The sequence below is a fragment of the Pseudomonas sp. MYb118 genome (genome assembly GCF_040947875.1).
Classification (GTDB): Bacteria; Pseudomonadota; Gammaproteobacteria; order Pseudomonadales; family Pseudomonadaceae; genus Aquipseudomonas.
Genome location: NZ_JBFRXN010000003.1, coordinates 342,084 through 366,949, shown reverse-complemented (window position 1 = coordinate 366,949; position 24,866 = coordinate 342,084). Strand labels below are relative to the sequence as shown.

29 protein-coding genes are annotated in these 24,866 nt (G+C 61.1%); 19 read left to right on the top strand and 10 right to left on the bottom strand.

Annotation, left to right across the window (positions count from 1 at the left end; all coding sequences use genetic code 11):
* Nucleotides 1-94 precede the first annotated feature (94 nt).
* The 4 genes from ABVN20_RS23085 to ABVN20_RS23070 all read left to right on the top strand — a co-directional run bounded on the left by ABVN20_RS23085 (nt 95) and on the right by ABVN20_RS23070 (nt 3,121).
* On the top strand, nt 95-571 hold the full coding sequence (locus ABVN20_RS23085) for a hemerythrin domain-containing protein (protein ID WP_368558058.1): 477 nt from the start codon (nt 95-97) through the stop codon (nt 569-571).
* A gap of 54 nt (nt 572-625) precedes the next feature.
* Nucleotides 626-1,159 carry a cupin domain-containing protein gene (locus tag ABVN20_RS23080; protein WP_368558057.1) on the top strand — a complete coding sequence of 178 codons (534 nt, stop codon included), beginning with the start codon at nt 626-628 and terminating at the stop codon, nt 1,157-1,159.
* A 315-nt stretch (nt 1,160-1,474) separates the two neighbouring features.
* Complete coding sequence (locus ABVN20_RS23075; RefSeq protein WP_368558056.1) at nt 1,475-2,695, top strand: zinc-dependent alcohol dehydrogenase; 1,221 nt, start codon at nt 1,475-1,477, stop codon at nt 2,693-2,695.
* A 198-nt stretch (nt 2,696-2,893) separates the two neighbouring features.
* Nucleotides 2,894-3,121 (top strand): hypothetical protein, encoded by a 228-nt coding sequence (locus ABVN20_RS23070; RefSeq protein WP_368558055.1) that lies wholly within the window; start codon nt 2,894-2,896, stop codon nt 3,119-3,121.
* A 3-nt stretch (nt 3,122-3,124) separates the two neighbouring features.
* Here ABVN20_RS23070 and ABVN20_RS23065 read toward each other — a convergent pair whose 3' ends face one another.
* From ABVN20_RS23065 to ABVN20_RS23050, 4 genes are all read right to left on the bottom strand, one after another.
* Entirely contained in the window at nt 3,125-3,661 is a 537-nt protein-coding gene (locus tag ABVN20_RS23065; RefSeq protein WP_368558054.1) for a hypothetical protein, read from the bottom strand.
* Between the two features lie 17 nt (nt 3,662-3,678).
* Complete coding sequence (locus tag ABVN20_RS23060; protein ID WP_368558053.1) at nt 3,679-3,906, bottom strand: PLD nuclease N-terminal domain-containing protein; 228 nt, start codon at nt 3,904-3,906, stop codon at nt 3,679-3,681.
* 112 nt (nt 3,907-4,018) lie between these two features.
* Nucleotides 4,019-4,423, bottom strand: coding sequence for a nuclear transport factor 2 family protein (locus tag ABVN20_RS23055; protein ID WP_368558052.1), 405 nt, complete (start codon nt 4,421-4,423; stop codon nt 4,019-4,021).
* Nucleotides 4,424-4,539: 116 nt separating this feature from the next.
* A complete protein-coding gene (locus tag ABVN20_RS23050; protein ID WP_368558051.1) occupies nt 4,540-5,457 on the bottom strand; it encodes a LysR family transcriptional regulator in 918 nt (305 codons plus the stop codon).
* 104 nt (nt 5,458-5,561) lie between these two features.
* Between ABVN20_RS23050 and ABVN20_RS23045 the strand changes: the two genes are divergently transcribed.
* Complete coding sequence (locus ABVN20_RS23045; RefSeq protein ID WP_368558050.1) at nt 5,562-6,314, top strand: SDR family NAD(P)-dependent oxidoreductase; 753 nt, start codon at nt 5,562-5,564, stop codon at nt 6,312-6,314.
* 59 nt (nt 6,315-6,373) lie between these two features.
* Nucleotides 6,374-6,913 carry a VOC family protein gene (locus tag ABVN20_RS23040; RefSeq protein ID WP_368558049.1) on the top strand — a complete coding sequence of 180 codons (540 nt, stop codon included), beginning with the start codon at nt 6,374-6,376 and terminating at the stop codon, nt 6,911-6,913.
* 53 nt (nt 6,914-6,966) lie between these two features.
* Here the strand turns inward: ABVN20_RS23040 and ABVN20_RS23035 are convergent, their stop codons facing one another.
* Nucleotides 6,967-7,863: a serine hydrolase domain-containing protein gene (locus ABVN20_RS23035; RefSeq protein WP_368558048.1), complete on the bottom strand. Its 897-nt coding sequence runs from the start codon at nt 7,861-7,863 to the stop codon at nt 6,967-6,969.
* A gap of 173 nt (nt 7,864-8,036) precedes the next feature.
* On the opposite strand from ABVN20_RS23035, the gene ABVN20_RS23030 reads away from it, so the two are divergent.
* Nucleotides 8,037-10,211 carry a TonB-dependent siderophore receptor gene (locus ABVN20_RS23030; protein WP_368558047.1) on the top strand — a complete coding sequence of 725 codons (2,175 nt, stop codon included), beginning with the start codon at nt 8,037-8,039 and terminating at the stop codon, nt 10,209-10,211.
* 30 nt (nt 10,212-10,241) lie between these two features.
* Here ABVN20_RS23030 and ABVN20_RS23025 read toward each other — a convergent pair whose 3' ends face one another.
* The gene (locus tag ABVN20_RS23025) at nt 10,242-10,442 is read right to left on the bottom strand and encodes a hypothetical protein (RefSeq protein WP_368558046.1); all 201 of its coding nucleotides are present in this window, start codon (nt 10,440-10,442) and stop codon (nt 10,242-10,244) included.
* A 182-nt stretch (nt 10,443-10,624) separates the two neighbouring features.
* Between ABVN20_RS23025 and ABVN20_RS23020 the strand changes: the two genes are divergently transcribed.
* The 5 genes from ABVN20_RS23020 to ABVN20_RS23000 all read left to right on the top strand — a co-directional run bounded on the left by ABVN20_RS23020 (nt 10,625) and on the right by ABVN20_RS23000 (nt 14,596).
* Complete coding sequence (locus tag ABVN20_RS23020) at nt 10,625-11,500, top strand: LysR substrate-binding domain-containing protein (RefSeq protein ID WP_368558045.1); 876 nt, start codon at nt 10,625-10,627, stop codon at nt 11,498-11,500.
* A gap of 177 nt (nt 11,501-11,677) precedes the next feature.
* A complete protein-coding gene (locus tag ABVN20_RS23015) occupies nt 11,678-12,604 on the top strand; it encodes an AEC family transporter (protein ID WP_368558044.1) in 927 nt (308 codons plus the stop codon).
* A 70-nt stretch (nt 12,605-12,674) separates the two neighbouring features.
* Nucleotides 12,675-13,010, top strand: a complete 336-nt coding sequence (locus tag ABVN20_RS23010) for a helix-turn-helix domain-containing protein (protein WP_368558043.1) — start codon at nt 12,675-12,677, stop codon at nt 13,008-13,010.
* Between the two features lie 242 nt (nt 13,011-13,252).
* Entirely contained in the window at nt 13,253-14,092 is an 840-nt protein-coding gene (locus ABVN20_RS23005; RefSeq protein WP_368558042.1) for a hypothetical protein, read from the top strand.
* A gap of 42 nt (nt 14,093-14,134) precedes the next feature.
* Nucleotides 14,135-14,596 (top strand): hypothetical protein, encoded by a 462-nt coding sequence (locus tag ABVN20_RS23000; RefSeq protein ID WP_368558041.1) that lies wholly within the window; start codon nt 14,135-14,137, stop codon nt 14,594-14,596.
* Nucleotides 14,597-14,868: 272 nt separating this feature from the next.
* On the opposite strand, the gene ABVN20_RS22995 is transcribed toward ABVN20_RS23000, so the two are convergent.
* Complete coding sequence (locus ABVN20_RS22995) at nt 14,869-16,761, bottom strand: sigma 54-interacting transcriptional regulator (RefSeq protein WP_368558040.1); 1,893 nt, start codon at nt 16,759-16,761, stop codon at nt 14,869-14,871.
* A 238-nt stretch (nt 16,762-16,999) separates the two neighbouring features.
* On the opposite strand from ABVN20_RS22995, the gene cynS reads away from it, so the two are divergent.
* Together cynS and ABVN20_RS22985 are read left to right on the top strand one after the other, a co-directional pair.
* Nucleotides 17,000-17,440 carry a cyanase gene (cynS, locus tag ABVN20_RS22990; RefSeq protein ID WP_368558039.1) on the top strand — a complete coding sequence of 147 codons (441 nt, stop codon included), beginning with the start codon at nt 17,000-17,002 and terminating at the stop codon, nt 17,438-17,440.
* 41 nt (nt 17,441-17,481) lie between these two features.
* Nucleotides 17,482-18,294 carry a formate/nitrite transporter family protein gene (locus tag ABVN20_RS22985; RefSeq protein WP_368558037.1) on the top strand — a complete coding sequence of 271 codons (813 nt, stop codon included), beginning with the start codon at nt 17,482-17,484 and terminating at the stop codon, nt 18,292-18,294.
* A 297-nt stretch (nt 18,295-18,591) separates the two neighbouring features.
* Here the strand turns inward: ABVN20_RS22985 and ABVN20_RS22980 are convergent, their stop codons facing one another.
* From ABVN20_RS22980 to ABVN20_RS22970, 3 genes are all read right to left on the bottom strand, one after another.
* Nucleotides 18,592-18,951 carry a response regulator gene (locus ABVN20_RS22980; protein WP_368558703.1) on the bottom strand — a complete coding sequence of 120 codons (360 nt, stop codon included), beginning with the start codon at nt 18,949-18,951 and terminating at the stop codon, nt 18,592-18,594.
* Between the two features lie 82 nt (nt 18,952-19,033).
* Entirely contained in the window at nt 19,034-20,422 is a 1,389-nt protein-coding gene (locus ABVN20_RS22975) for an ATPase domain-containing protein (protein ID WP_368558036.1), read from the bottom strand.
* A gap of 243 nt (nt 20,423-20,665) precedes the next feature.
* Entirely contained in the window at nt 20,666-20,893 is a 228-nt protein-coding gene (locus ABVN20_RS22970; protein WP_368558035.1) for a DUF3079 domain-containing protein, read from the bottom strand.
* 155 nt (nt 20,894-21,048) lie between these two features.
* Between ABVN20_RS22970 and ABVN20_RS22965 the strand changes: the two genes are divergently transcribed.
* The 5 genes from ABVN20_RS22965 (at nt 21,049) to ABVN20_RS22945 (ending at nt 24,570) form a co-directional block, all read left to right on the top strand.
* A complete protein-coding gene (locus ABVN20_RS22965; protein ID WP_368558034.1) occupies nt 21,049-21,387 on the top strand; it encodes a hypothetical protein in 339 nt (112 codons plus the stop codon).
* Between the two features lie 87 nt (nt 21,388-21,474).
* Nucleotides 21,475-22,005 carry an iron transporter gene (locus ABVN20_RS22960; RefSeq protein WP_368558033.1) on the top strand — a complete coding sequence of 177 codons (531 nt, stop codon included), beginning with the start codon at nt 21,475-21,477 and terminating at the stop codon, nt 22,003-22,005.
* Nucleotide 22,006: 1 nt separating this feature from the next.
* Complete coding sequence (locus ABVN20_RS22955; RefSeq protein WP_368558032.1) at nt 22,007-22,336, top strand: cupredoxin domain-containing protein; 330 nt, start codon at nt 22,007-22,009, stop codon at nt 22,334-22,336.
* 12 nt (nt 22,337-22,348) lie between these two features.
* Nucleotides 22,349-23,203, top strand: a complete 855-nt coding sequence (locus ABVN20_RS22950; RefSeq protein ID WP_368558031.1) for an FTR1 family protein — start codon at nt 22,349-22,351, stop codon at nt 23,201-23,203.
* Nucleotides 23,191-24,570 carry a 4Fe-4S binding protein gene (locus ABVN20_RS22945; protein WP_368558030.1) on the top strand — a complete coding sequence of 460 codons (1,380 nt, stop codon included), beginning with the start codon at nt 23,191-23,193 and terminating at the stop codon, nt 24,568-24,570. The genes ABVN20_RS22950 and ABVN20_RS22945 overlap by 13 nt, the downstream gene beginning before the upstream one ends.
* Nucleotides 24,571-24,866 lie beyond the last annotated feature (296 nt).

Here is a 24,866-nt window from a genome sequence, read left to right as displayed (position 1 = left end):
AGCCAACGACCTGACCATGGCACGTTAAATGCGACCTTTACCGAGCACACCACGGTGCATTAGCCATGAACCCATATAACCAGAGGCAGCCAAAATGAACGCCATTGATCTTCTAAAAGCTGACCACGAAAAAGTGAAAACCATTCTGAGCCAGTTGAGTGAGTCCACCGAGCGAGCCACCAAAAAACGCGCCGAGCTGCTGGACAAGCTGGAGATGGAAATCTCCATCCATACCCGCCTGGAAGAGGAAATCCTCTACCCCGCGTTCAAGGCGGCGGGCAGCAAGGAACAGGACGTCATGTATTTCGAAGCCAAGGAAGAACATCGCACCGTCGATTCGCTGGTGCTGCCAGACCTGAAGCAGACCGACCCTGGCACACCTGAATTCGCCGGCCGGGTGAAGGTGGTCAAGGAGCTGCTGGAGCACCACATCGAGGAAGAGGAAACCGAGATGTTTCCCCAGGCCAAAAAGCTGCTCGGCAAAGCCAAACTCGATGAGCTGGGCGAACAAATGGAAAGCATGAAAAACAGTTGTAAAAAAGAGTGGGCCGCCAGCCATATGGCGGCGTAATCCCTCACGGGGCCTGGTCGCTGACCGGGCCCTTTTTCTTGCAGGAGAACTCCCATGACCAACTCAGGCCCCGGATCAGTCCATGCGTTGCTGCTGGAGCGACATGACTGGGTACCCAACAATGGGCGTCTGCCGGTATTGATTTATCCAAAGGCGATTGCCATTCAGGGCGAAGATCCAGCGACAGCGTTCGAGCAGACATTTGCCCGCAACGGGTGGCCGCCACAGTGGCGCGCCGACATTTTCAACTATCACCATTACCACACCCAGGGCCATGAAGTGCTTGGCGTCTTCAGTGGTGAGGCACGCTTGATGATTGGCGGCCCGCACGGGGAAATCCTTCAGGTCAGTGCAGGCGACGTCTTGTTGCTGCCGGCAGGCACGGGGCATTGCAGTCTGAATGCCAGCGAAGACTTCCTGGTGGTGGGTGCCTACCCGCCCGGCCAGCATCCGGATATCCGCCGTGAAGCACCGACCGAAGCGCAGTTGCAGGCCCTCCAGTCACTGCCGTTTCCGACCATCGACCCCGTGCAAGGCCCTTCGGGGGCGTTGCACAAGTACTGGGTCAGTCAATCCTCGACGGGATGAATCTTGCCGCTGAGCCACGCGGCGAACAGCGGCAGGTCGTCGCGCCGCACTAGAGGTCGGTGTGGAAACCCAGCAGTGCCTGATGATTCAAAAATCCCGAGTCTGCTGCATTCCCCCTGTAGGAGCGGGCTTGCCCGCGATTGCGGTGTGTCATCCAAATGGCTGTAACTGATACACCGCGATCGCGGGCAAGCCCGCTCCTACAGGTAGGGGATGGAGAACGACCACCAGTCACACCACCTGCGGATCACTCTGAACTTCACCACAGCTTCCCGCCTCTCCCCTTTACCACCCCACTCACGAGAGAGACCGGCCATGCGAGCACTCACCTATCACGGCGCCCACAGCGTCAAGGTCGACAACGTTCCCGATCCCGTGATCGAGAACGATGACGACATCCTCCTGCGGGTCACTGCCACTGCGATCTGTGGCTCCGATCTGCACTTGTATCGAGGCAAGATCCCGAAGACCGAACACGGTGACATTTTCGGCCATGAGTTCATGGGCATCGTTGAAGAAGCAGGCTCCGGCGTGACCGCCGTGCAACCGGGCGACCGGGTGGTGATTCCCTTCGTGATCGCCTGCGGCAGTTGCTTCTTCTGCCAACTGGACCAGTTCGCCGCCTGTGAAACCACCAACACCGGGCGCGGCGCCATTCTCAACAAGAAATCCATCCCGCCAGGAGCCGCCCTGTTCGGTTTCAGCCACCTGTATGGCGGCATTCCGGGCGGGCAAGCGGAATACGTCCGTGTACCAAAGGCAAACACCGGGCCTTTCAAGGTGCCGGGTACGCTCTCGGACGAGAAGGTGCTGTTTCTTTCCGACATTCTGCCCACCGCTTTCCAGGCGGTGAACAATGCGGCGGTCGGCAGCGGCTCTAGCCTGGCGATCTACGGTGCCGGCCCGGTGGGTTTGTTGAGCGCGGCCTGCGCCAGGATGCTCGGGGTCGAGCAGATTTTCATGGTCGACCACCATCCTTATCGACTTGCCTATGCGCAAAAGACCTATGGCGTGATCCCGATCAATTTCGATGAGGATGACGACCCGGCAGACACCATCATCCAGCAGACCAAAGGCATGCGGGGTGTCGATGGCGTCATCGACGCCGTTGGCTTCGAAGCCAAGGGCAGCACCACCGAGACCGTACTCGCCACCCTCAAGCTCGAAGGCAGCAGTGGCAAGGCCCTGCGCCAATGCATAGCGGCGGTCAGGCGCGGCGGTGTGGTGAGTGTGCCCGGTGTGTACTCGGGGTTCATCCACGGCTTCCTATTTGGCGATGCTTTCGATAAAGGCCTGACATTCAAAATGGGACAGACCCATGTTCAGCGCTACCTGCCGGAGCTGCTTGAGCACATCGAGACCGGCCGGCTCGCCCCGGACGTCATCATCAGCCACCGCCTGGCACTGGAACAGGCCGCCGAGGGCTACCGGATCTTCGACAAGAAGGAAGAGGAATGCCGCAAGGTCATCCTGACGCCAGGTGGCGGCCAGATTCCGCTGCCGGAGAGCGATGGCACGCTTGTCTTGAATACCTAGCCGCTTTTCAGGTTCGGGCGGGATACACACACGGGATATCTCGCCTTTTTTTGCCCGCGCAGATCCAGTCGAACCAATCTCGGGCGGCATTCGTCATAACCCTATACCCGCCCCGATACGGTATTCCAGGAGCGAGTGAGGCTTAGCACAGGCAGCTCGCCAGCCGGATAAACCTGTAAACGACATGAGGAAAGCTGTTTGGACAATCTGGACTGGGTGCAATGGCCGGCAATGCTCGTCACGGTGCTCGCCGCCTGGCTGATCGGCTCCCGGCAACCGCGCCGGCGCATGATCGGGTTCGTCTGTTTCAGTTTGAGCAACGCGCTTTGGATTATCTGGGGTATTCCGGCGAACGCCTACGCGCTGATCGTCCTGCAGATCTGCCTGTTCCTGATGAACCTGCGCGGACTCAAGAAAAACGCATAACGCCTACGCCCCAGGATTGCTGACCTGTATGTACACCGACCAGATCGTCAGCAGCACCCAGAACGCCGCGAACAGCCAAGGCGTGCGCACCGAAAACAGCAACGCTTTGCGATAGCCCTTGTGGCTGGACTCGCGCTCGCTGAACAGCGGTGAATCGTCATACGCCAACCCCATCACGGGCTCGGCGCGCAACAGCTCGCTTTGCTTGTAGTACCAGTGGTCAATGATGTCATACGACGCTCGGATACCCGGCCACGCATTGAGTGAGCTGAGTATGCCCAACAACGCCAGGAACGGTGGCACCACCAGCGTGAACAACTTGCCCCATTCGGGATTGACGTTGGCCATGCACGACGCAAACGCAATCACTAGAAACGATTGCGCCGTGAGGTAGGCGTTGGTGCGGTTGGACAGGATGCTGGTCTCGTACTGGATCTCCCGGCGATAGAAATCCAGGCGCTGTTTGGGTGAACCGAACATCTGGGCATCTCGGGCAGACAGCTCCGTATCGCTGACCTGGGAAGTGAGAATTCTCGGCAAAACAGTCGTCCTCCGGCTTAGCCTTTACTGTGTTCCGGGGACGTTGGCCCTTCCTTGATGCCCCGCGGTCCGGCGACACCCCACACGATCAGGCCCAGTACGGGAAAGACAATCAGGCCAATGGCCCAGGCGGCTTTGACGCCCACGGCCTTGTCGCTGCGAAACACGCTGACGATGGCCCACAGATCGACAAGCAAGATGATTACCGCGAGGGCAATCGAGAAGTAGCTGGTTGCTTCCGACATTTTCCTATCCTCCAGAGACTGTAAAGGATTAGGTGGCGGCGCATGGCAGGTGTTCAAAGCGATTGACGGCCAACCGTCGCGGGTGCGGCATGGCCGTCACAAGCGCATGACCTTAAACCGAATCTTCGGCGGCAAAAGCACGCATCGCGGCAACGGTGTCCATCGACTCGCGTAACAACTGGATCTTGCCGTCCTTCGCCACCAGCCGGCCCGCATAGGACTGGCGATAGATGCGCCCGGTGGCAGGCACCAGGGCCTCGACGTCGTATTCGGCGAAGGCCTGGTCGGGGGTGTCGATCAAAAAGCGGATGCGGCGGAACTTGAAGTCCGGCACCTTGGTCAGCAGCGAGACGATGAACTGCTCGATCTGTTGCGGGCCCTCGGCGCGGTGCGGGATGTTCAGGGATTGCAGGTAGGGAATTTCCAGGGCGCCGTCGGCGGCGAATAGCGCGGCGGCGGCGCGGGGAGTCTGGATCAGGTCCAGGTAGTCCTGGAATAGTTGCACGGCGTTTTTCATGGGTAGGCTCCGTTGAGGTGTGGTTGCGTTTCGGCAACCTTACCCAAGGGCCCTACCCACTAAAACATCAAAGATAGAAAGCCATCGTTTCAAATATGAACTGATACCAGCCCGCGTTATTGCGGCCAGCGCCAGACCGGATTGGCCAGGTGCTCGGCAAAGAAGTCCGACAGCACTCTGATCTTCACCGGGCGGGTACGCGCCGACGGCGTAACGAAGTATAGCCCGCCGCGGGTCATGCTCCATTGCGGCAAGAGGTGCTCCAGGCGCCCGTCGGCCAGGTACTCGCTGGCCATGAACTCCGGCAGTTCAGAGATGGCCAGCCCTTCCAGCAGCGCCGGGATCATCGCATCCGAGTTGGTCACCCGCAGCGGGCCGTTGGGCACCACGTCTTCTTCGGCACCGTTTTCGTGAGTGAACCGCCACACTTGGGTACGCGCGCGGTAGGCGTAGCTCAGGCATTGGCGCTGGGCCAGTTCGCGCGGGTGTTCCGGCCGGCCGTGTTCCTTGAGGTAGCCCGGGGACGCCACCAACAACTGGGTGACCGCGCAGATTCGTCGGGCTACCAGCGATGAATCCGGCAGTGCCGCGATGCGCAGCGCCGCGTCGAAGCCGTCGGCGATCAGGTCCACCGAGGCGTCGGACAAGTGCAGGTCGATAGAAAGCTCCGGGTACAAGCGCATCAGCTTGGGCATCAGTGGCGCCACCCAGCGCAGGCCGAATGACATCGGCACGGCCAGGCGCACCTGGCCGCGCGGCTGCACGGACAGTTCCTGGGCTTCGCTCTCCACCTCTTCGGCCTGGCGATAGATGTCGCCAGCCTTGGCCGCCATGCTCAGGCCGAACTCGGTGAGCGACAACTGACGCGAAGTTCGGTTGAACAAGCGCCCGCCCAGTCGCTCCTCCAGCCGCGCCACGGCCCGCGACACCGTGGGCACCGAGACGCCCATAAGGCGCGCTGCGGCGGCGAACGAGCCCTCCTCCGCCACTTTGGCGAACATCGCCAGGCCTTCAAAGTCCGGTAATTTGCTCATTTCATTTCTGCAACGATGGGTTTCTGACAATTCTATTTTGAAACTTTCCGATCGTCGATACGCTTCTCCCATCACAACGAACTACCCAACTGGAGAACATCGAAATGAACGGCAAACTCAACGGCAAAATCGCACTCGTCACCGGCGGCACCAGCGGCATCGGCCTGGCCACCGCCAAACGCTTCGCCGAGGAAGGCGCGCACGTCTACATCACTGGCCGTCGCCAGGCTGAGCTGGACGCGGCAGTCGCCCTGGTCGGCAACGCCACCGGTGTACAAGTGGACTCGACCAAGCTCGAACAACTGGATGCGCTGTACGAAAAAATCCGCGCCGAACACGGCCACCTCGACGTGTTGTTCGCCAACGCCGGCGGCGGTTCGATGCTGCCGATGGGTGAGATCACCGAGCAGCACTTCGACGACACCTTCGACCGCAACGTCAAGGGCGTGCTGTTCACCGTGCAGAAGGCGCTGCCCCTGCTGGCCAACCATGCCTCGGTGATTCTCACCGGCTCCACGGCGGGCAGCTCCGGCACCCCGGCCTTCAGTGTGTACTCGGCGTCCAAGGCGGCGGTGCGCTCCTTCGCCCGCAACTGGATCCTCGACCTCAAGGACCGCAACGTGCGCATCAACACCATCAGCCCTGGTGCCACTCGCACACCGGGCCTGGTCGACCTGGCAGGTCCCGACGCCGCGCAGCAGCAAGGCCTGCTGGATTACCTGGCCTCGCAGATCCCGATGGGACGTGTCGGCGAACCGGAAGAAATCGCCAACGCGGCGCTGTTCCTCGCCTCCAGTGACGCGAGCTTCGTCAACGGCATCGAGCTGTTCGTCGATGGCGGTCAGGCGCAAATCTGATCCGAGCGCGGCAGCCCGTGTGCTGCCGCGCCCCTCCACTCACAAGGACACTCAACACCATGGGAACTGTAAAACTCATGCTGACGGCACTGACCCTCGCCACCGCCACCCTGGCGCAAGCCGCTGCCCCGACCGCTACAACCGCGAGGCCTGAAATGCTGCAGACAGCCGCCATCGACCACATCGGCATGAACGTGCCCGACATCGACTCGGCGGTGGCATTCTTCTCCGATCTGATCGGCGCGACAGTGATCTCCGACATCCGGCCCGGCAACATTCCGGCCGAGTGGAAGACCCGGTTCCGCTGGCATCAATCCAGCGAACTGGAACGCTTTGTCATGCTGCAACTCAACGGCGGCGCCAAGGTAGAGCTGTTCCAGTATCGCGGCCAGGAGATCAACCCTGAACAGCCCCATGAAGACGATATCGGCGCCAGCCATTTCGCCCTCAAGACCGGCGACATCGCGCAAAGCCTGAAGGTGGTCAAGGCCCGGGGATTAACCGTGCTGAACGACCCCATCACCAACCCGGATGGCGTGCAATGGTTCTACTTCCTGACACCCTGGGGCGCCCAGATCGAGCTCGTTGCGCTGCCGTGACAGCTCGGCAAACAGGGTGCAACTTCAACCCCGGAGTGAACGGCCCAGCCGATTCACTCCGTTTTTTCGTCCACACTCAGCGCCCCCAGGAGCTGCGTCAGCGCCTCGGACTCCACCGCGCCCTCGTCATGCCCCTCGCTGAACACCGCACAGGTCGCAACCTGATCACCCTGGCTGCATCGGTACACGGCGACAACACTGCCTAGCCCGCCACCGGTGTGCCCGACCAGCCGGTGGCCGCTGTTCGTCCCGCCCACCATCAGGCCCAGGCCATAACCGGGCGTGGCCCACGGTCTTCCGGGAATGGGGCCGCCGAGCACGATTGCGTCCTGCATGTCTTCCAGCAGCGCCGATGGCAGCAACCGGCCAGCCAGCAGTGAATCGAGCAAAAGCGCAGCTTCACACAGGGGCCCCACCAGCAAGCCGTGATAGACCCAGCCTGGGTGATAAGTAGCCATGGAGGGCGGACGCACTTCGCGCAAATCCTCAGGGGTTTTCGCTAACTGCACCCGAGTCAAGCCGAGGGGGCGGAATACCCGCTGGGTCAGCGCCTCTTCCAGGCTTTGCCCGGTTACCCGCTCGATCAGCCTGACCACCCACAGATAGCCGACATTGGAATATCGCCAGCCCGCCCCCGGCTCGTAGCGCAACCGGGAGGCATCGAGACGTTGCAGCATTTCTTCAGCAGGCCAGGGTGCATGGTGTGCCGCAACGGCGGCATGGTAGTCCTTGAGTTCCGAGTAGTCCGCCAGGCCGGCCTGGTGGTTGAGCAGTTGCCTGAGGGTAAAGGGGCCCTCCTCAACCCTTTCGTCGAGCCCGATCCTGCCATCGCGCACGAGACACAACGCCGCAGCAGCCAGCACGGTTTTGGTGAAGCTCCACCAGGGCACCATCACCGGCGAAAGGTCCGCCGGCAGCGGCTTTCCATTGATAATCAGGCACTTGAACATTGTTATTGATCCTTGGCGGCTGAAGTACTTGGACGGCGCCGCGGAGGTAATCAGTGCGGACTGGGTGATTTTTTCGTGCGCCAAGCTTTTGTGCAACGACAAATACTGACAGAATGATTAGTAACACTTCTCATTTGTATTCGTATTTATACAAACTGCTCAGGACCTCACCCATGTCGCGCCCCACCCCGCTGCGCTGTTTCAAACCGTCACGTGATCTGTTGGCCATGGCCATCTGCATGGCAACTCTCTCCCCGGCCATGGCCGATGACAGCAGCGCGGTACAGGAAGATGCCAAACCGGCCACCCTGGAACTGGGCGCAACCGAAATCACCAGCATGCAACTGGGCAGCACCACTGAGGGCACCACGTCCTACACCACCGGAGCCATGTCGACCGCCACCAAGCTACCGCTGACCATGCGCGAAACACCTCAAGCCGTCACCGTGATCACCCGCCAGCGCATGGACGACCAAGCGATGACCAGCGTCAACGACGTGGTCAAGAACACGCCCGGGCTGTACCTCTCCACTTCCGATGGCCCCGGCCGGCAGAAGTATTCGGCGCGCGGTTTTGACATCGACAACCTGATGTATGACGGCATCCCCAGCGGCTATCAGGGCTGGTCGGTGGGCGTGCAACCGAACCTGGCGATGTTCGACCGAGTGGAAATCGTCCGTGGCGCGACCGGCCTGGTGACCGGCGCGGGTAACCCGTCGGCCGCCATCAACCTGGTGCGCAAGCGACCACTGGCCGAGCAAAAAGTCACCCTGACCGGCGCCGCTGGCAGTTGGGATGACTACCGGGGCGAAGTCGATGCCTCCAGCCCACTCAACGACAGCGGCACATTGCGCGGCCGGGTCGTGACGTCGTATCGCGATTCCAACAGTTTCATCGACGATGCCGAGGAAAATCACGGGCTGTTCTATGCGATCACCGAAGCCGACCTCAGCGAAGACACCACCCTGACCCTCGGTTTTTCGCATCAGAAGGACAAGACCAACTACTTCTGGGGCTCGTCGATGATCGGCCTCGACGGCCACCACCTGAACCTGCCGCGTTCGTACAACCCCGGCACGTCGTGGGAGAACAAGGACCAGGAAGTCAACACGGTGTTCGCCGAGATCCGCCATAACCTCGCCAATGACTGGAAGCTGCAGGTCAACGCCAACTACGCCGAACAGAACGGACTGTTCAGCGGCTCCTATCAGTCGCGCTGGGACGGCACCACACTGGAACGCACGGTCTGGCAGGCGACCTACGATGAGAATCAGACCGGCCTGGACAGTTTCCTCAGCGGTCCCTTCCAGGCCTTCGGCCGTACTCACGAACTGGTCCTGGGCGCGAGCAAGCGCATCTACGACATGACCACGCAGAACTACGACCCTTACGACATGAACTGGCCCATCAATGCCGGCAAGCCGAACTTCACGCGTACCGATCGTGTGCGTGAAATCACTACCCAGGACGGCGTGTATGCCACTACCCGCCTGAGTCTGGCCGACCCGTTGAAGCTGATTCTCGGCGGACGCCTGGACTGGTACGACTACGACAACCGCGATGCCGAGGGCGATTACAAAGTCACCCGCAACGTCACCCGCTACGCCGGGCTGATCTACGATCTGGACGAGCACCACTCGGTCTACGCCAGCTACAGCGACATCTTCACACCGCAAAGTGAAAAGAACACCTCGGGCACCCCGGTCAAGCCTATCGTTGGCAAGAACTACGAGGTCGGCATCAAGGGTGAGTACTTCAACGGTGCGCTGAACGCGAGCCTGGCGGTGTTCCGCGTCGACCAGGAAAACCGCGCCGTGCAGATTTTCGTGCCGACCTGCCCACAGAGCTCGTGCTATGAGCCTTCCGGCGAGATTCGCAGCCAGGGTATCGACCTCGAACTGCAAGGTGCGCTCACCGAGAACTGGCAGCTCGGCGGTGGCTACACCTACGCCCGCGTACACACGCTCAAGGACGACGCCAACCCGCAAAACGTCAACCAGCGCTTCGACACCGACACCCCCGAACACCTGTTCAAGCTGACCACCAGCTACCGCTTCCAGGGGCCGCTGGAAAAACTGCGCGTGGGTGGCAGCGTGTACTGGCAGAGCCGCATGTACAACGATATCGAGTTGGCCGATGGCAGCGAATACCGACTCCAGCAAGGTAGTTACGCGACCACGGATCTGATGGCCGGCTACGAGGTCAACCGCAACCTGGACCTGCAACTCAACGCCAACAACATTTTTGACCGCGACTATTACCAGTCGATAAGCACTTCCACCCAATACGGCGGCGACAGCTACGGTGCGCCACGCAACCTGATGCTGACGGCCAGGTACAGCTTCTGACACCCGCGGGCGCAAGGACGCGCCGCAACCTCAACGAGGCTCGGGATGCTCGCTCGAGACCGAGTTGTTGGCCTCTACGTCGCTCATGTCTTCTTCGATGGGCGCTTCGTCGTCGGCAGGCAACGGCACCTCGGGGTTATCCCGCTTGGGGTCGTGTCCGGTTTCGTTGTCCGTCGTGCGAGTGACTTCCTGCTGTGATCGGTTGCCGGGGGCATTTTCGTCGATGTCCATGCGGGCTCTCCGTATGAAGGGGCGGTGGTTAAACGTCAGAAACGGCAACCTCACGCAAGTGCCACACATTTGACGAACGGTGCGCGCCTCGGCCGAAAGGAGCGCCCGCTACTTTGCCAGTCGTCGTGGCCGCCGGGGTCTGACACAATCCCCGGCACCCCTTCGCCGACAAGTCTGCCTCTATGTCCTTACGCGCGCTTCGTACCCTGCTGGCCATCGCTCAACACGGCTCGTTCGTCCAGGCTGCCCAGAGCGTGCACCTCACGCAATCGGCGGTCAGCCTGCATATCAAGTCCCTGGAAGAAGAGTTCAACACCTCGCTGTTCGATCGCTCACGACGACTGCCGGTGCTCACCGATGCCGGGCATGTGGCCGTCGAACGTGCGCGGGAGATCGTCGCCCTGTACGACAGCATCGCTTCGGAAATCGGCGGCGACAACGAACTGCGCGGCCGGCTGAAACTGGGCGTGATCCCCACCGCACTGACCAGCATCCTGCCCCAGGCACTGGCTACTCTGGGCGTCGAGCACCCGCACCTGCGCATCACCGTCGCCTCCGGCATGTCCGCCGACCTGGCCACTCGGGTAGAAGCCGGTGAAATCGACGTGGCGATCACCACCGAGCCGGTCAAACCGCACCCCTATGGCCTGGTGAGCACGACGCTTTACGAAGAAGGGTTCTGGATCATTGCGCCCATTGCCCTGGCCGGCCTGGACACCCGGCAATTGCTGGAGCAGCAACCCTTCATTCGTTTTGACCGTCGCGCCTGGGCCGGGCGCACCATCGAACGTGACCTGCGGCGCATGCGCCTGCGCGTGCAGACCACCATGGAACTGGACAGCCAGGAAGCAATTATCCAGATGGTCACCCGTGGATTGGGCGTGGCGGTGGTTCCGCTGTCGAGCCGCAACCTCGAACAGCTCGACCAGCTTGAGATCCGCCCGTTCGGTTCGCCCCAGCGGATGCGCCACGTGGTGCTGCTCGAACGGGAAGATCGCCCGCGCGGGCGACTGGCGACCGCCTTGGCCAATGTCATTCAAAAGCAAACATCGGCCTGACGACCCATGAGAAATACTTGTTGATCCGTGGATTTTTAATCGTTTTTATTTCTGGTTGGCAGTTCTTATCGTGGTACCTGTCCAGACGCCAATGGCAGGTCCCATGCACACCCCGACGTTCGCTCCACACCTTTGTCGATCCATTGATTGCCCGCCCCCTCTGTCGGAGGGGCGCTCATGATTGCCGAGCTGTTACTCGCCCTGGTGCCCATCGCCGTGCTCATCGCCCTGGGGGCATGGCTGCGGCACAGTCAGTTTCTGGCCGACAGCTTCTGGGCGCAGGCCGAGCGCCTGGGGTATTACGTACTGCTGCCGGCGCTGTTCCTGCACGGTCTGTCCACCGCCAAACTGGATAACGTTCCCGTACAGGGCATGATCACCGCGCTGGTATTTTCGACACTGACCGTGGCCGCGCTGCTGCTCGGTGCGCGCCGGTTTCTCGGTGCCGATGACCCGGCGTTCACCTCGGTGTTCCAGGGCGGTGTGCGCTTCAACAATTACGTCGGCGTCTCTGCGGTGGCCGGTCTGTTCGGCGCCCAGGGCATCGCGCTGGCGGCCGTGGCCAACGCGGCGATCGTGCCGACCGTGAACATTCTGTGTGTGCTGGTGTTCGCCCGATATGGCGCGGGCGGCAGGATGTCGGCGGCCAAGGTGGCCCGGCAACTGGCCCTCAATCCGCTGGTGCTGGCCTGCTTTGGCGGGATCCTGCTGCAAGCGTTGCACCTGGGCCTGCCCGTCGGCATCGAACCGGCGATCAAGGCGTTGGGCATGGCCTCCCTGCCGCTGGGATTGCTCTGCGTGGGCGCCGCCCTGGAGCTGGGCGCCATGCGCAGTTGGGTGCGGCCGGTGGCCTACTCGTCGGTCTTCAAGTTTCTGCTGATGCCCGTGGTCACCCTGGTCGCCTGCCGCATCGCCGGGCTGGACGGCAAGGCCGCCATCGCCGCGCTGGTGTTCCAGGCCCTGCCCACCGCTTCATCGTCCTACATCATGGCGCGTCAACTGGGCGGAGACGCACCGCTGATGGCCGGCATCATCGCCAGTCAGACCTTACTGGCAGGTGTGGCTTTGCCACTGGCGGTAATGGTCCTGACGCCCTGGATTTGAGGGCGCCACTCACAGGTATTTCATTGCATACAGTCAATCATCCAATTCCCCCTGTTCAATGGATGGACATATGCAAACGACACTTGGAGTACGAATCTGTGAAGCCATGGAACAACGCAACCTGTCAAAGCTGTACGCCGTCGCCGTTGCGCTGAACGTGACCGAAAGTGCAGTCAGCCGCTGGCGCAAGAACGGCAAGTTGACAGTCGAAAACACCATCGCCCTGTGTGAACTGCTGGATGTGTCTTCCGACTGGTTGCTGCTGGGGCGCGGCACCATGGACATGCATCGCAGTGTCCAGACTTCGCGGGGCCAACACGTACGCAAATCCCTGGCCAGCCTTCCGGAGGCGGCCATCGTGCACCTGGAGCAGTTTCTGGGCGCCATCGAGTCCCATCGGCTTTGAGCGCTGCGCAAGCGAATGCACGAAACCTTGCACGGCGCTCAATGCGAATTAGTTGAGCCAAACGGCGTGCGGATTGATATTTTGGCTGTCACCTTTTTCGATGCGTTCAAGGAAAACGGAAGTGGCAGTAGCGCACAAGAAAGGTTGATATCAACTCACACTTGGAGCTAGACATGGGACAGTCAAATACGATCGAACAACAAACGAAGCTGAATGCAAAATTTCAGGCCTACGTTGACCAAATGCGTGCAGACCTCGACAAGAGCATGGCCGTAGAAACGGCGGCCCTGAACACCAGAGTCAAGGAGCACTACAGCAAATACGGCGATGACGCCTTGATGATTGCCAGCAGCTACCGACACCTGACCACGGCCAGTGAATGGTCGCTGAAGTCGATCAACACCATGATCGACTCGTGTCGCACGGCGATTTTCGGCGGCAAGTTACCTGATGGTGCGAAGAAGGACACGCAGCCAAAAGCCGAGGTCACCGCCGCCATCGCGGCCATGTCCAACCTGGACCTGTTGATCGCCAACGCCGCGTTCGACGCCGTTCAGGCACTCTTGTCCAGCATCGGCTCGACTACCTCGACCAACATCTCGGTCAAGAGCGATGAAAAGATGCTGGCCCCCGGGATGACCCTGTTCATTACCGTGGTGGAGAACTCCTACCACCGCAAGGAGTTCTGCAGCGACGAAACCATCATTCAGAACCTGTTCCTGTTCGAGGTCCGCTTCTCGATCAAGGAGGGCAAGGCCATGAGCAAGCTGAGCGACCTGCAGGCCTATGAAAATCAGAAACAGTCGATGCGCAATCAATTGCTCAAGGTTGACGACGCGGTGGGCAAACTGGACCCGACCAAAGACGACTACCTCACGGCGCTGGCCAAGTTCCTGGGCATCAGCGACGCATTGAACGCACGCCTCAAAGCCATCGACGACAAGCTCCAGGCCATCGCAGCCAGCGCACCGACGAACACGGTCAAGCCGCTGGAGGCCGTGGGGCAGGATTCGTTCGACGGCGATGGGATTGTGGCGGGCATCAAGGCGAAACTCGACAACGCGGTGAAAGGCAGTCGCTGATCATGCACAGGGAAGTGAACACTCAACCATGAGGAATGAATCATGATTATCGTCTTTGAAATGAGCACCGATGATGACATCGTGGGCACGCCGCTCAGTGCCGGCTGGGTTCCCGAAAACGCGCGTTACACCTGGAATCAGATCAACCAGCAACACAGCCTGAATATTCCAGCAGGTGCGGTCATCGTCGTCGTCGCGCACGGGACCAACACCACCATCGGGAATGAGGGGCCTACCCTCAACATTACGGCGGACCAGTTCCTGGCCATCGTGCATCATCATATGCAGCCGGGGTATGCCCCCGCGGCCATTTACATCTCCACCTGTGGTGATGAAATTGCAGGCTTCGCCGCTGGTGTAGTCCTCTGCGCTGAAGCGAACCAAATGTGGCGACACACCGAGATCTACGGCCACCATGATGATGTTTCCGGCCCTGTCCCGGCACCAAGCCCCAACAGCGTCGAGTGGGACCCCATCTATCAGGGGCGTACACGGCGAGATTGAAGCCGACACCGCGTTATCGTTGAAGACCATCGCGAGCAAGCAGGACCGCATCCCCCTGTAGGAGCGAGTTTACTCGCGATGGTCGCTAACGATAACGCGGGCTGCCTGGATGCCTGCGGTGTCTGGGCTGCCTTTTCGCGAGCAAGCTCGCTCCTACAGGGGGATGCGCTGTCCTTTGTGGGAGCGGGCTTGCTCGCGATGGGCGTTAACGATGACGCGGGTTGTCTGGATGCCTCGGTGTCTGGGCTGTCTTTTCGCGAGCAAGCTCGCTCCTACAGATTGATTCGCTTCGGTTTGTAATCCCGCGGATCTATTCCCCATTTGCGCAGCCTCGACGCCAGGGTCGTCGGCTTAAGCCCCAGCAACTGCGCCGCCCCGCCCTCCCCGGATACTTTGCCACCCGTGCGCTTGAGCATCGCCAGTGCATTGGCGCGCAATTGCTGTTGAAGCAGCTCATCGGCAACCGGCTCGCTCGCCTGGGTAGATTCCGTGCGGACCGGAGCCTGGACCCGCGCACCGGTCGTCAGCAGATCGTCGAAATGCAGACGTCCGTCCTGGGAAACGATCATCTGCCGCTCGATCACATTCTCCAGCTCGCGAATGTTGCCCGGCCACGAGTAGCGCTTCAGCAGTTCAACCTGCGCCAACGGCAGGCGCACCCCGGTCTTGTTGAATGCCAGCGAGGCACGCCGCAGGAAATGGCTGGCCAGCAGGGGAATGTCGTCGATGCGTTCACGCAGCGGCACAGAGCGAACGGGGAACACGTTCAGACGAAAATACAGGTCCTCACGAAAGCCACCCGCCGCAATCATCGCGCGCAGGTCGCGGTTGGTGGCGGCGATGACCCGCACATCCACCGCCCGCGTGACGTTGTCGCCCACCCGTTCGAACTGTTGATCCTGGAGCACCCGCAGCAACTTGCTCTGCAACTCCAGGGGAATTTCACCGACCTCGTCGAGAAACAGCGTGCCGCCATCGGCCAGCTCGAAACGCCCCATGCGCGCATTCACCGCGCCGGTGAAGGCGCCTTTGACGTGGCCGAAAAACTCGCTCTCGAACAAGTCCCTGGGAATGGCCGCGCAATTGACCCGTATCAGCGGGCGATCCCGGCGTCGGCTGCTGGCGTGAATGGCCCGCGCGATCAGCTCTTTGCCGGTGCCGGACTCACCGTTGATCAGCACGTTGGCATCGGTCGGCGCCACCAGTTCGATCTGGCGGATCAAGTGCAGGACCGCCGGGCTTTCGCCGACGATTTCATGGTGATTGCGTTCGGCCTTGATCTCTTCCTGAAGGTACTGGTTTTCCACCTCCAGGCGCTGCTTGAGCTGTTCGACCTCATTGAGCGCCTCGCGCAAGCGCTGCTCGGCGCGCTGGCGTTCGCGAATGTCGCGAAACAGCACCACCGCGCCCACCAGCCGGCCCATCTCGAAAATGGGCGTGCTGGTGTACTCGACGGCAATGGCTTCGCCGTTCTTGTGCCAAAACACTTCGTGATCGACCCGATGCACCTGACCATCGCTGAACGAGGCATGGATCGGGCATTCCTGAACCGCAAAGCAGCTGCCATCGCGGTGACTGTGGTGGAACAACTGGTGGGCGTCGTGACCGACCATGTCGGCAGCACTCCAGCCGAGGATGCGTTCGGCCGCCGGGTTGATGAAGGTGGTCTGCCCCTTGGAGTCAAGCCCGTAGATGCCCTCGCCGACCGCCCCGAGGATCAGCCGGTTCTGCTGCTCGATCCGCTCGAACACCTGGGAAATGCGCTCCCAGCCAACGTGGCCGAGGCGATGCTGGCGACGCGCCTCCGAACGGTTACGACGGGTCTCCAAAAGGTCTCGGCGTTGCAGGGTGAACAGGAGGCTGCGGCCATCGGCCAACGCTGTGGCGCTAACCTCCACCGGGTGCTGGCGGCGGCTCAGGTCAACCAGCACCAGGTCATCCGACCAGGCCTGCCCCTGGGTCAGCGCCTCATCGCTGAAGCTGACCCACAGTGACAGGCCCTCACCGAGAAAGTGACTGAAACGCTGCGCCGATTCGCGGCTGCACCCCAGCAGCGCAAGGGCGGCGGCGTTGACCCGCACCATTGAATCGGTCTGCGGATCGACCACCAGCATCGCCTGGCTGGCGTGTTCGATCGCTTCATCGGCAAAACCGGCGCTGGTCATCTTCGAATACTCGGCAAGGTGAAAAATCAACGATCAGAAAATACGAACTTTCGTTATTTATTTCACCAAATTTCGTAATTTACGAAATATCGTCAGCCAAAGAATCCATCAACAGACGAATATTTCTGTTAACTATCAATAAGTTATAGAGAAAACAAAAACTGGCACAACTCTCGCTATGGGGTAATCAGAAAAAAGCACTTTTGCCCATTCCAATCCCAATGAATGAGAGCCCCCCATGAACAAAATCGAAATGCATCACACCATCATGGCCGCCAAGGCCCGTCTGAACCTGAGCTGGGACGCCCTGGCCGACGCCGCGCAGAAAGCCCCGGTATGGGTCGCTTCGGTCTGCTACGGCATGAACAGCGCGCCAGCAGACGTGGCGGCGCGTATCTGCCAGGCGCTGGAGCTGGGCGACGAGGTGGCGGCCGCGATGACCGTGTTCCCGACCAAGGGCTGGGACCAGGCCATTCCACAGGACCCGCTGATCTATCGCCTGTACGAATTGGTGGGCGTGTACGGCCCGACGTTGAAAGACGTGATCCAGGAAAAATTCGGTGACGGCATCATGAGCGCCATCGACTTCTCCATGCACGTCGACAAGATCGAAGACCCCAAGGGCGACCGCGTGCTGGTGACCCTCAACGGCAAATTCCTGCCTTACCGCTCCTGGTAACGGCTTCACCTTCTCGCAACGCTCGCCAAAGGGATCAACCAATGTCTTATCTATTGCCGTTCGAGTTCGTCACCAAAATGGTCGATGCCGGTGAATCGAAGATCCACATGTCCACCCGTGACACCTTGATCCGCGCCTACATGGCGGGCGCGATCCTCGCCCTGGCGGCGGTGTTCGCGGTCACCATCGCCGTGCAGACCGGCTCGCCGCTGCTGGGTGCGGTGTTGTTCCCGGTGGGCTTTTCCATGCTCTACCTGATGGGTTTCGATCTGCTCACCGGCGTGTTCGTGCTCACGCCCCTGGCGCTGCTGGACAAGCGTCCGGGCGTCACGGTCAACCGGGTGTTGCAGAACTGGGGGCTGGTGTTTCTCGGCAACTTCGCCGGTGCACTGACCGTTGCGTTCATGATGGCGTTCATCTTCACCTACGGCTTCAACACCGCACCGGGTGCCGTGGGGGAAAAGATCGCCAGCATCGGCGAGGCCCGCACCCTGGGCTACGCGCACTACGGCGTGGCCGGCTGGATCTCGATTTTCCTGCGCGGCATGCTGTGCAACTGGATGGTCTCGATGGGCGTGGTGGGCGCGATGATCTCCACCTCGGTCAGCGGCAAGGTGATCGCCATGTGGATGCCGATCATGCTGTTCTTCTTCATGGGCTTCGAGCATTCGGTGGTGAACATGTTCCTGTTCCCCTCCGCGATGATCATGGGCGGCAACTTCTCGATCATGGACTACATGATCTGGAACGAAATCCCCACGGTCCTGGGCAACCTGGTCGGCGGCCTGGCCTTCACCGGCCTGACGCTGTACAGCACGCACATCCGCACGGCGGCGAAGCGGGTGATTTACTGAGATAACTGTGGGAGCGAGCCTGCTCGCGATGGTGGTCCAAACACCGCGGGCATGCTGACGGCCAGCGTTATCGTTGACGACTATCGCGAGCAGGCTCGCTCCCACAGAAGATCATAAGCGGACTGGGTTTTACCTGTAGGAGCGAGCTTGCTCGCGATGGTAGTCCAGACACCGCGGGAGTGCAGACGGCCCGCGTCATCGTTGACGTCCATCGCGAGCAAGCTCGCTCCTACAGAAAATCAAGATCAAATCTGTGGGAGCGAGCCTGCTCGCGATAGGCGTTCATCCGCCTGCCACTCAAGGCTCAAGCATCGCCTTGACGCTGGCAATCACTGCATCAATCGTAAAGGGCTTGGCGAACACGCTGACGAACAGGTCGCTTCGCTCGTTGGCCAGGTGTGCCTGTGCGCCGCTCATGAGCATGATGGGGATGGCGCTGAACTGATCTTTGGCCTTGATGGATTCGGCAAACTCGAGCCCTGTCATCCCCGGCATCATGAAGTCGGTGATGATCAGGTCCGGCCGCTCGCGGTCGAGGATGTCGAGCGCTTTCAAGGCGCTGCCGGCCGTTACGGTCAGGAAGCCTTCGTCCTCCAGCGCGAAGCTCAGGATATCTGCGATCAGGTATTCGTCGTCGACGATCAGGATAGTGGTCATATTTCGCTTATATCCCAGGTCGGCCCCGAACATCTCGAGCGAAATACACACCTTGGCCGCCCACTCATTGCCATTCGCATTTTCAGGCCTTCTTCAATTCGATTCCGGCGTTGCCCATCACGACTTCGAGCAGCGAGGGGTCATAAGCGTTGTCTCTGACCTTGAGAATGGAGAGCTGGCGTTGAAGTTCGATCTCTTTGTAACCGAACTGGATCAGCAGCAGGTTATCCATGACACCCGACAGCTCGGGCGCGGAAATGATCGGTCGGTCATTGAACAGATGCTGGATTTCCCAGGTCGCCAGGACGGTGACGTCCCGCGAGCGCAACTCGCCCAGGACCGCCGTGAAGATCTCAAGCACGCGGCTCTGATCGACGGCAACACGGGCCATGGCCAGCAAGCTGTCGATGAACACACGCTTGATGCCTTTCTCCTTGACGATGTAGAGCAGGTCGTAGGCAAGGCGATCAATCAGACCTGCCGACGCCGAGTTCCAGGACAAGTGCAGCGCGCCGGAATTTTCCAGCGCGGCAAGGTCATGGCCCAACGCCAAGGCCTTCATCCGCAGCCGTGAAGGCGACTCGTGAAAACCGAAGTACAGACCCGGCGCATCCGGTGTGGCACCGGCGAGAAACTGGGCGCCCAACGATGTTTTGCCCGCGCCCGACGGCCCCATGATCAGCGTCACCGAAGAAGACACCAACCCGCCACCGATCCGCGCATCCAGTGTGGGGATGCCACTGCTGATCAGGTGGAAATCACCGCTGTCGACCAGCGCCGGGCCCGTGAGCAGGCTTTCGATACGCGGATACACGGTGATGCCGTTTTCGGTGATTTCGAATTCGTGCGGGCCGGCAATGGCGCCACTGCCGCGGGTCTTGCGCAGCCTGATGCGGCGCACCGTCTTCAAGGCCACCGACTCTTCGCCCATCTCGATGACGCCGTCCACCATCGTGTGTTCGGGGCTGCCGTCATCGAGCTGCGAGCTGGTCAGGAACAGCACGGTGCAACCGGCAAACGCCGCATGGCCCTGCAACTCGGAAATGAATTGCTTGGTATCCAGCGGCGACTCGGCCTTGGAGCGCGCGTTGAGCAGCCCGTCCAGAATCAGCAGGCTGGATTTCTGTCGGCTGATCTCGCGGCGCAATAGCTTGACCACCGCGTCCAGCCCGTCGTTTTCCAGGGTGTCGAAGGCGCTGACGAACTGGATGTTCTGGTTGACCTGGGCCTCGTCGAAGAAGCTCAAGGTCGAAAGGAACTGAAAGAGCCGATCATGCGGCTCCGCCAGCAGGGTCGCGAACAGCACGCGCCCGCCGCGCTGGATATGGTTGAAACCAATCTGATTCGCCAGGATGGTCTTGCCCGAGCCTGGCCGTCCTTGAATGATGTAGGACGCGCCGGCAATCAGGCCTCCCTTCAACAGGGTATCGAGGCCGTCGATTCCACTTTCAAGACGTTTAAGCTGATTCAACGCTGGTCCCTCTGCTGATCTTCATCGGGTGTAAAAATGACCCGCGGCGCCACTGGAAGGCGTCTGACGCGAGTGTTTGCGGCAGTGTAACTCAAGCATGCGCGTAAACTTGTACAAATGCATCGCCAATGTCGAACAAACCAACGCTTCGTCCGATAGCCATCCGCCAATGTACAGGCATAAAAAATGCCGCTCAAATAGCGGCATTTACTCATTGAAATAGTTCAATTTTTTACTGACGACTCAGGCCGTCGAATCATCCTTGGCCGGTTCGACGCCGGCGTCCGTTGCAATCACCGCGTCGATCCCCCAGTCATTGGGTTCGGCCCAATCCTCGCCGAACATCTCCACCGGGTGCATCGTACGGTCGGCGCCGTTGCCGCAGGCCAGTGACTTCGCCGGACAATACCGGTCACACCCCCAGCAAATACGTTCGGGGTGACTGGGATTGACGGGGAAATGCTTGGCCATGCCGATCTCCGATCTTCAAATGGGCGCATTCCCACCCTACAACCTCGAACCTGAGCCGGCCTTGATGCATATCAAGAATTGGCACCCGGCCGACCTCCACTGTTCATCATCCTCAGGCTAAGCTTGTCTCGCCTGATACTGACCGGAGAGTCGTGATGCTCAACAAGAACCCTGCCACCCAGAATCCACCGACGCTGTCCACCTGGGACGACCAGGACGTTACCCAGAACGAAGCCTTCACCGCCCCGCCCGCCCTGACCAACGCCGAACTGGTGCACCTGCGCGTGCGGGTGATCGCCCTGGAAAACCTGGTGATCGCCCTGCTGGCCGAAGGCTCGGAACGCCAGCGGGAAGTGGCCCGGGAAATGGCCGAATTCATTTCACCGAGGCCCGGTTTCACCCAGCACCCGCTGACGATTCACGCCGCCGACCGCATGACCCAAAGCGTGGAGCGCGCCGAACGAATCCGCCGGCGCGAGGAACCTGCGGTTTAAATACTCAAAACTTGATAACAATCATTATTGTTCGCAGCAAAGCTTCCTAGACTCGGGTTCCTACTCGAACGTTCCCAGGAAGTCACCATGCGTACCCCGTTCTCGCTGTCACTCGCCCTGCTCCTGCTCGCCCCGCTGGCCCACGCGAAGGAATACCCGATCGGTTCGCCGCAGGAGTGCGCGGGGCTGGAGGTCGGGGCGGTGTATTTGCAGCCGATTGAAATGGAACCAGCCGGCATGATGCGCGCCACCGCTGATTCCGACGTGCACCTGGAAGCAGATATCCGCGCCACCGCAGACAACCGCAACGGCTTCCAGGAAGGCAGCTTCGTGCCCTACCTCAATGTCTCGTTCAAGCTGAAAAAGGTCGGCGGCGACCAGGAACTCAAGGGTGAATTCCACGCCATGGTAGCCAACGACGGGCCGCACTACGGCGACAACGTCAAATTGCTCGGCCCGGGCAAATACCAACTGACTTTCAGCGTCCTGCCACCGAGCGGTCACGCCGCCCTGGGCCGTCACACCGACAAGGAAACCGGCGTCGCCCCTTGGTTCGAAAAGTGTGAGCTGAACTACGAGTTCGTCTACGCCGGCATCGGTAAAAAAGGCGGCTACTGAGATGAAACGCCTGCCGCTGGCCGTGCTGTTGGCCGCAGCCCTGGCGCCGCTGACGGCCTACGCCGAACTGCCGACCTATGAACTGAGCCTCAACGACGGCCACTTCACCCCCGCCGTGCTCGAGGTGCCGGCGGGACAGCGCTTCAAGATCGTCCTGAAGAACATCGGCCAGGGGCCTGCCGAATTCGAAAGCACGCCGTTGCGGGTGGAGAAAGTGTTGTCGGCGGGGGTCACCACGTTCGTGGTGATTCACCCGCTCAAACCCGGCCAATACCCGTTCTTCGACGAGTTCAACATGCAGTTGCCCGAAGGCAGCATCGTCGCGAAATAACCCGGAGCTTTCATGAATCAATCCATGTTCATTGTCTGGCGGGAAAGCGTCGAGGCGCTGCTGGTGATCGGCATTCTCCAGGCCTGGATCAGCCAGCAGCACCAAGGCAGCCGGCTGGTCAAGTTTCTCTGGGCCGGCGTGGTGCTGGGGCTGCTGTTCTCCGGCGTCCTGGCCGGGCTGATCCTGTTGGCCGGCAACGCCATGAGCGGGCCGGCCAGCGAATGGTTCCAGGCCGCACTGGCGCTGATCGCCAGCTTGTTGATCGTGCAGATGGTCAGCTGGATGCACCGGCACGGGCGCACGCTCAAGCAGGATCTGTTGCGCGATGCCGACAGCAAAATATCCAGCCAGGGTGGCTGGGGCCTGATGCTGCTGGCACTGCTGGCGGTCAGCCGTGAAGGCAGTGAAACCGTGGTCTTTCTCTATGGCGCCGGGGCGCAACTGCGCGGGCCCGAACTGGGCCTGTTCGCCATCGGCGGCGCGTTCGGCCTGGTGCTGTCGGCGCTGACCATCATACTGCTGCACGGCAGCCGCCGGTTCATCTCGTGGCGGCGCTTCTTTGCCGTGAGCGAAACCATCCTGCTGATGCTCGGCGCGGCGCTGCTGGTCAGTGGTGTCGAACGCATCGGCGGCCAACTGCTGGCGATGGACGTGCCGGAATGGGTCTACAGCCTCGCCGGTGACCCGCTGTGGGACAGCAGCGCCCTGCTCGGCGACAGCCACGGCATCGGTGCCTTCCTCGCCAGCTTCGCCGGTTACCGCGCCACGCCCAGCGCCCTGAGCGTGCTGGCGTGGGCCGGCTACTGGTTGCTGGTCGGCGGCTGGCTGCGGCGGCGCAGCGCGGAAAAAGTGCCATGCCTGAACTGACCTGGCGCAATCGCTGGCTGCAACGCCTGGGGGACGGCATGCGTCGCCACGGGGCGGTCATCCGTGCGGTGCAGTGGTTTGTCGTGCTGTTCTATGCGCTGTTGCTGGTGGTCCCGGCGCTGCTGCCGCTGCCGGACAGCCAGGCACGCATGCTCGATAACCTGACGCTGTTCGCGCAGTTTCTGTTCTGGGGCATCTGGTGGCCGTTCGTGTTGCTGTCGATCGTGCTGTTCGGTCGGCTCTGGTGTGGCGTGCTGTGTCCGGAAGGCTCGCTCAGCGAGTGGGCCAGCCAGTACGGCAAAGGCATGGGCGTGCCACGCTGGGTGCGCTGGGGCGGCTGGCCGACCCTGGCGTTCTGCCTGACCACGCTGTATGGGCAACTGATCAGCGTCTACGACTACGCGCAGGCGGCGCTGCTGATTCTCGGTGGTTCGACCGTGGCGGCGGTGGTGGTAGGCTTGTTGTTCGCACGCGGCAAGCGCATCTGGTGCCGCTACCTGTGCCCGGTCAGCGGCGTATTCGCCCTGCTCGCCCGCCTGGCACCGGTGCACTTTCAGGTCGATGAACAACTCTGGGTGCAAAACAGCGCACCACGCCTGCCACCGCCCAACTGCGCGCCACTGCTGGACATCCGCCGCCTGCGCGGCGCCAGCGACTGCCATGCCTGCGGGCGTTGCAGCGGACAACGGGGCGCTGTGCAGTTGATCGCCCGCTCGAGCAACCAGGAAATCCTCGATTCAACCGCCCAGAGTGTTTCGGTGTGGGACGTGCGCTTGTTGCTGTTCGGCGTGATCGGCCTGGCCATGGGCGCCTTCCAGTGGACAGTCAGCCCCTGGTTCATCACCCTCAAGCAAGGCCTGGCGCAATGGCTGGTGGAACACAATCACCTGTGGGCCCTGCAAGACAACGCACCCTGGTGGCTGCTGACCCATTACCCGCAGCTCAACGACAGTTTCAGCTGGCTCGACGGGTTCAGCATCATCGCTTACCTGGGGTTGAGCTCGTTGGTGCTCGGCACCGCATTGCTGCTACTCCTGCGCCTGGCCGCAAGCCTGGCGGGAGATCGCACCCTGTATTGGCCCCTGGCGCTGACCCTCACCCCTCTGGGTGGTGCCGGGCTGTTTCTCGGGCTGTCTGCAACCACAGTCAAACTGCTGCGTTATGAAGGCTTGCTGCTGGAATGGATACAACCGGCCAGGGCCGCGCTGCTTCTCGCAGCAATGGCTTGGAGCCTGCTGCTGGGCCACAAGCGCCTGCGCCGACAAAACCTGACCATGCCAAAGCTCCTAACCGCCGGCACCTGCCTGATACTCGCCAGTGGATTGATCGGCTACGGCTGGTGGCTGCAATTTTGGGGGTGGGCCTAATTTCCTGAAGGCACACGACCCTCTGTGGGAGCGAGCCTGCTCGCGATGGTGGACCAGACACCGCGGGCATCCAGACAGCCCGCGTCATCGTTAACGACCATCGCGAGCATGCTCGCTCCTACAGAAACAGAAACAGAGCCACGATCCAACAGGCGCCACAGATTGCCCCGTCGGAAGGCCGAGTGGAGGTTCTGCGCAGTGGGCAACCCGGCATGGATGCCGGGTTAGCCGCCCTCGGCCAAGGATGGCCGATGGCGGCGCGCCCACGGAGCAGGACCGGAGCGAGGGAACCCTGA

Coding starts and splice junctions, on each gene's coding strand:
- ABVN20_RS23085 (WP_368558058.1), top strand. CDS start 95: ATGAACGCCATTGATCTTCTAAAAGCTGACCACGAAAAAGTGAAAACC.
- ABVN20_RS23080 (WP_368558057.1), top strand. CDS start 626: ATGACCAACTCAGGCCCCGGATCAGTCCATGCGTTGCTGCTGGAGCGA.
- ABVN20_RS23075 (WP_368558056.1), top strand. CDS start 1,475: ATGCGAGCACTCACCTATCACGGCGCCCACAGCGTCAAGGTCGACAAC.
- ABVN20_RS23060 (WP_368558053.1), bottom strand. CDS start 3,906: ATGTCGGAAGCAACCAGCTACTTCTCGATTGCCCTCGCGGTAATCATC.
- ABVN20_RS23055 (WP_368558052.1), bottom strand. CDS start 4,423: ATGAAAAACGCCGTGCAACTATTCCAGGACTACCTGGACCTGATCCAG.
- ABVN20_RS23050 (WP_368558051.1), bottom strand. CDS start 5,457: ATGAGCAAATTACCGGACTTTGAAGGCCTGGCGATGTTCGCCAAAGTG.
- ABVN20_RS23045 (WP_368558050.1), top strand. CDS start 5,562: ATGAACGGCAAACTCAACGGCAAAATCGCACTCGTCACCGGCGGCACC.
- ABVN20_RS23040 (WP_368558049.1), top strand. CDS start 6,374: ATGGGAACTGTAAAACTCATGCTGACGGCACTGACCCTCGCCACCGCC.
- ABVN20_RS23035 (WP_368558048.1), bottom strand. CDS start 7,863: ATGTTCAAGTGCCTGATTATCAATGGAAAGCCGCTGCCGGCGGACCTT.
- ABVN20_RS23030 (WP_368558047.1), top strand. CDS start 8,037: ATGTCGCGCCCCACCCCGCTGCGCTGTTTCAAACCGTCACGTGATCTG.
- ABVN20_RS23025 (WP_368558046.1), bottom strand. CDS start 10,442: ATGGACATCGACGAAAATGCCCCCGGCAACCGATCACAGCAGGAAGTC.
- ABVN20_RS23020 (WP_368558045.1), top strand. CDS start 10,625: ATGTCCTTACGCGCGCTTCGTACCCTGCTGGCCATCGCTCAACACGGC.
- ABVN20_RS23015 (WP_368558044.1), top strand. CDS start 11,678: ATGATTGCCGAGCTGTTACTCGCCCTGGTGCCCATCGCCGTGCTCATC.
- ABVN20_RS23010 (WP_368558043.1), top strand. CDS start 12,675: ATGCAAACGACACTTGGAGTACGAATCTGTGAAGCCATGGAACAACGC.
- ABVN20_RS23005 (WP_368558042.1), top strand. CDS start 13,253: ATGCGTGCAGACCTCGACAAGAGCATGGCCGTAGAAACGGCGGCCCTG.
- ABVN20_RS23000 (WP_368558041.1), top strand. CDS start 14,135: ATGATTATCGTCTTTGAAATGAGCACCGATGATGACATCGTGGGCACG.
- ABVN20_RS22995 (WP_368558040.1), bottom strand. CDS start 16,761: ATGACCAGCGCCGGTTTTGCCGATGAAGCGATCGAACACGCCAGCCAG.
- cynS (WP_368558039.1), top strand. CDS start 17,000: ATGAACAAAATCGAAATGCATCACACCATCATGGCCGCCAAGGCCCGT.
- ABVN20_RS22985 (WP_368558037.1), top strand. CDS start 17,482: ATGTCTTATCTATTGCCGTTCGAGTTCGTCACCAAAATGGTCGATGCC.
- ABVN20_RS22980 (WP_368558703.1), bottom strand. CDS start 18,951: ATGACCACTATCCTGATCGTCGACGACGAATACCTGATCGCAGATATC.
- ABVN20_RS22970 (WP_368558035.1), bottom strand. CDS start 20,893: ATGGCCAAGCATTTCCCCGTCAATCCCAGTCACCCCGAACGTATTTGC.
- ABVN20_RS22965 (WP_368558034.1), top strand. CDS start 21,049: ATGCTCAACAAGAACCCTGCCACCCAGAATCCACCGACGCTGTCCACC.
- ABVN20_RS22960 (WP_368558033.1), top strand. CDS start 21,475: ATGCGTACCCCGTTCTCGCTGTCACTCGCCCTGCTCCTGCTCGCCCCG.
- ABVN20_RS22955 (WP_368558032.1), top strand. CDS start 22,007: ATGAAACGCCTGCCGCTGGCCGTGCTGTTGGCCGCAGCCCTGGCGCCG.
- ABVN20_RS22950 (WP_368558031.1), top strand. CDS start 22,349: ATGAATCAATCCATGTTCATTGTCTGGCGGGAAAGCGTCGAGGCGCTG.
- ABVN20_RS22945 (WP_368558030.1), top strand. CDS start 23,191: ATGCCTGAACTGACCTGGCGCAATCGCTGGCTGCAACGCCTGGGGGAC.